The following is a 4,268-nucleotide window of genomic DNA, read 5'->3' on the forward strand; positions in this document are numbered from 1 at the left end:
GTCGCTGTCGTCGCATGCACCGCGACAGCCTGATGGGCAGCCCGCGGCGTGTCTGCTGCATGCCCGGTTCAAGCGGCGTGACCGCGCCGCGATCGAGGAAGTGGTCAACAGCCGGTACCGGTCCGGCCTGCCCGCGCAGGAGCGGCAGCCGGGTCTGGTCGTCGCCACCCAGGTGGTCGAGGTTTCGTTAGACGTCGACTTCGACGTGATCGTCACATCGTGTGCTCCGTTGGACGCGCTGGCGCAGCGATTCGGCCGGGTGAACCGGACCGGCGCCCGCCCACCGGCCGACGTCATCGTCTGTCAGGCCGAGATGCGCCCCCGGCGGAACAGCCCGGCCGAGCTGTTCGCGGACGGCGTGTACGAGCAGGCACCGACCGAAGCCGCCTGGCGGGTACTGACCGAACACGACGGCGAGATCGTGAGTGAGGCGTCGCTCGTCTCCTGGCTGGACGACATCTACAACTCCGACTGGGGCCGGCGATGGGCACAGGACGTCAGTCATCACCGCGACGCTTTCACCAGCAGCTTCCTGATCTTCAGCAATCCGTTCGACGATCGGTCCGCGCTCGCGGACTCCTTCGATGCGATGTTTGAGGGCACTGAGGGGATTCTGACGGCGGATGCCGACGAATATGCCGGCCTGCTCAACACCGCGACCACGGGGCCGGGCCGCCTACTCGCCGCGGACCTGCTCATCCCGCTGCCTTACTTCGGCTCGAAGCTCGCGAAATGGGACCGCCGGCTCGGCGTCGCGGTCATCGACGGCGACTACGACCAGGAGCGGGGGCTGACCGCCATCCGCGGCCAGGCGGCGAATCGCTACCAGCCAGGTGAGCTGATCTGATGGAGCGGGCCGATGTCGGGGGCGTCCACGTCAAATACCTCCATCACTGCCGCCGGCAGCTGTGGCTGTTCGTCCGCGGGCTGCGTCCCGAGCATCTGAACGAGCGGGTCCGTCTCGGGGAGGCGGTACATGACGTCTCCTACGGCCGGTTCCGGCCCGTCGACCTCGGCGCGGCCAAGCTCGATCATCTTGACGGCGACCTGTGGGTGCACGAGGTCAAATCATCACGTCAGCCCAGCATCGCGGACGAGGCCCAAGCTCTGCACTACTGTCTGCGGCTCACCGATGTCGGTGTCGAGGCGCGAGGCGCGGTCCTGCACTACCGGCCGACCCGTCGCACGATCCGCCTTCCGTTCGACGACGAACAACGGGCACGCGCGACAGGCGACATCGATGCCGTGCTCGAGGTGGTCGGCCGGCCCGACCCGCCGGAGCGGCTTGACCGACCCCGCTGCACCGGATGCAGCTACACCGACTACTGCTGGACGGACTGACCCCGATGCCCGAAGCAGTCCGCACCTACTGGCTGACGACTCCCTGCCGGATCCGCCGGAAGGACTCGACCCTCGTTATCGAACGCGAGGACGAGACAAAGGTCCACGTACCCGTCACCGATGTACGCGACATCGTGGCCTGTTCCCCGGTGGACATCAACACCGCGGTGATGACGCTGCTCAACCAGCATCGCATCGCCGTGCATCTGCTCAGCTACTACGGGGACTACGCCGGATCGGTGCTTCCCGCCGAGGCGCATACATCCGGCCAGACCGTTCTCGCCCAGGCGCGTACGGCCACGACCCCCCAGACTTCCATGGCCATCGCCCGGTCCCTGGTGTGCGCGACGGCGTTCAACGTCCGCCGCGTCGTCGACCGGACCGTGTTGAAAAAGCCATTCGAGACCGTTGAGGCCGGTGCGGCCGCAGCCGAGTCGACCGCGCAGCTCATGGCTGCCGAAGGCAACTTCCGCCGCACCGCGTGGGGTGTGATCGATACCAAGCTGCCGGACTGGCTCCAGCTCGACGGCCGCAGCCGCCGTCCACCCGCCAACGCCGGGAACGCGTTCATCAGCTACGTCAACGGCATCGTCTACTCCCGGGTCCTGACCGCGATCCGCCTCACTCCCCTCCACAGCGGGATCGCGTTCCTGCACAGCTCCATGGAACGGCAACGCCACTCCCTCGCCCTCGACCTCGCCGAAGTGTTCAAGCCGCTGTTCGCCGAGCGCCTGCTGCTGCGCTTGGCCGGCCGCGGCCAGCTGAAGCCTGCGCACTTCGACGCCGACGTTGGGAACACCATGCTCACCGAGGTCGGACGACGCTTCGTCGTCCAGACCGTGCGCGATGAGTTGGCTACGACGGTGCGGCACCGGACGCTCGGACGTCCGGTGGCCTACGACGAACTGCTTTACCTGGAGGCGTTGAAGCTCGCCCGCACCTGCCTTGAAGGCGAGCGCTACCAGCCGTTCCGGATCTGGTGGTGATTCATGTATGTGATCGTTGTCTACGACACCGCCGCGGAACGCAACAGCAAGGTTCTCAAGACCTGCCGCCAGTACCTCCACCATGTCCAACGGAGCGTGTTCGAGGGCAACCTCAGCCCGGGGCAGCTCCTGCGGTTCCAGCGGCGCATCGAGGCCGTGATCGACCACTCGTACGACCATGTGCTCGTCTATACGCTCCCTCCAGGCGCCGACATCGCCCGGGAGAGCCTGGGCGCAGGATGGGCTGCCCCGAGTGACATACTCTGATCGTGGGTGTTGCAGCGGATCCCCGTGTAGTGATGTTCGACCGGAGGTTCACTGCAATCCAGCCACCACCGGCAGCCCCGACACGCCGTCTGACCTGGGCGTTGATGTTCGGGTCCTCATCGCCCCTACGAGGGATTGAAACGATCCGGGCCTGCCGACGGACACCCGGGTGACTGGTCCTCATCGCCCCTACGAGGGATTGAAACCCGTAGGTGATGTCCCTGTAGGGGTGCGCGATGGACGTCCTCATCGCCCCTACGAGGGATTGAAACCGGAGCTGGTCCCCGAGCTGGCCGCGGAGCTGGTCGTCCTCATCGCCCCTACGAGGGATTGAAACACGCCTTCCGCGTCCTGACCGGCATTGACGTTCCAGTCCTCATCGCCCCTACGAGGGATTGAAACGTGAGCACCCGGTGGCAGCGCCCGCATCGGTGGGTGGTCCTCATCGCCCCTACGAGGGATTGAAACAACGCGCACAGGCGCCCGCCCGCCCACGGGGCGCTCGTCCTCATCGCCTCTACGAGGGATTGAAACCGGGAGGCCACCTCGTAGCGGCCAGTCTTGCGGATAGTCCTCATCGCCCCTACGAGGGATTGAAACGGCGCTGCAGGACGGCGGCGAGCGCATAGAGCGGCGCGTCCTCATCGCCCCTACGAGGGATTGAAACATAAACGCCGCGTCAATGTCCCCCACCACATTGGCCAGTCCTCATCGCCCCTACGAGGGATTGAAACTGTAGCCCCTTGGTGCACGGCGGGCACGTGGCGGTGGTCCTCATCGCCCCTACGAGGGATTGAAACGGGGCCGGGTCATAGTCGCCCTCCCCCGTCGCACCGGCGTCCTCATCGCCCCTACGAGGGATTGAAACCGCGTCCAGTACCAGCGCTGGCCGCCGCGCCTGACGTCCTCATCGCCCCTACGAGGGATTGAAACCTGGCCGGTCGGCCGGGGCCGCGTCGGTCGCGTGATGTCCTCATCGCCCCTACGAGGGATTGAAACTGCGCACGCCAGGACGAAGCCCGGCTCTCGGCGCCGGTCCTCATCGCCCCTACGAGGGATTGAAACAGGAAAATTCCTTCGCTTCCTTAAGCATATTAAATTGTCCTCATCGCCCCTACGAGGGATTGAAACTCGAGCGCTGGGCCCGGGAGCCGGCCCTGCGCGTCTTGTCCTCATCGCCCCTACGAGGGATTGAAACCGCCTGCGGGCGGGTCTGCGGGAGGTCAGCCTGGCGGTCCTCATCGCCCCTACGAGGGATTGAAACATTGAGCTGGCAGACGCCAACCCGATCTCTCGCGGATGTCCTCATCGCCCCTACGAGGGATTGAAACCGGGAGGCCACCTCGTAGCGGCCAGTCTTGCGGATAGTCCTCATCGCCCCTACGAGGGATTGAAACCGATGCCTTCTTTACCCCCGGCCAACTGGTGCTGCTGCGGCGGCTGATCGGCGCTGGCATGGTCACCGTCACTGTGGCGGCTGATGTGGCGGGTGCCGTCCCAGACGCGTCGGCCCCGGCACAGTCCGGGCAGGGCGGGCCGCAGCCGGTTGCGCCCTTCACCAGACGTGACAGCGGTCTCGTCGCGCCCTCGCCCGGCTCCGTGCCGTTGCTGTCACGACCGGATACGCACCCTATGCGCGCAGGAGGGTCAGAGTGCGGCCGGCGGGGCTGGTCG

3 protein-coding genes, 1 pseudogene and 1 CRISPR repeat array are annotated in these 4,268 nt (G+C 66.3%); all 4 genes and pseudogenes read left to right on the top strand.

The window, feature by feature from the left end; translation table 11 throughout:
- A pseudogene (locus tag MJ797_RS12430) lies at positions 1–847 on the top strand (CRISPR-associated helicase/endonuclease Cas3); the annotation flags it as partial.
- Positions 847–1,341 (top strand): CRISPR-associated protein Cas4, encoded by a 495-nt coding sequence (locus MJ797_RS12435; protein WP_239334498.1) that lies wholly within the window; start codon positions 847–849, stop codon positions 1,339–1,341. The pseudogene MJ797_RS12430 and the gene MJ797_RS12435, both read left to right, overlap by 1 nt.
- A gap of 5 nt (positions 1,342–1,346) precedes the next feature.
- Positions 1,347–2,327: a type I-B CRISPR-associated endonuclease Cas1b gene (cas1b, locus tag MJ797_RS12440; RefSeq protein ID WP_239334499.1), complete on the top strand. Its 981-nt coding sequence runs from the start codon at positions 1,347–1,349 to the stop codon at positions 2,325–2,327.
- Positions 2,328–2,330: 3 nt separating this feature from the next.
- Entirely contained in the window at positions 2,331–2,594 is a 264-nt protein-coding gene (gene cas2 / locus MJ797_RS12445) for a CRISPR-associated endonuclease Cas2 (RefSeq protein ID WP_239334500.1), read from the top strand.
- Between the two features lie 112 nt (positions 2,595–2,706).
- A CRISPR array of direct repeats spans positions 2,707–3,991; the repeat unit is 30 nt; unit sequence GTCCTCATCGCCCCTACGAGGGATTGAAAC.
- The last annotated feature ends 277 nt before the right edge of the window (positions 3,992–4,268 follow it).

The sequence above is a fragment of the Protofrankia sp. CiP3 genome (assembly GCF_917627345.1).
Lineage (GTDB): Bacteria > Actinomycetota > Actinomycetes > Frankiales > Frankiaceae > Protofrankia.

Bases quoted from the DNA above. Each gene is read 5' to 3' on its own strand.
- MJ797_RS12435 (WP_239334498.1), top strand. From the start codon at position 847: ATGGAGCGGGCCGATGTCGGGGGCGTCCACGTCAAATACCTCCATCAC.
- cas1b (WP_239334499.1), top strand. From the start codon at position 1,347: ATGCCCGAAGCAGTCCGCACCTACTGGCTGACGACTCCCTGCCGGATC.
- cas2 (WP_239334500.1), top strand. From the start codon at position 2,331: ATGTATGTGATCGTTGTCTACGACACCGCCGCGGAACGCAACAGCAAG.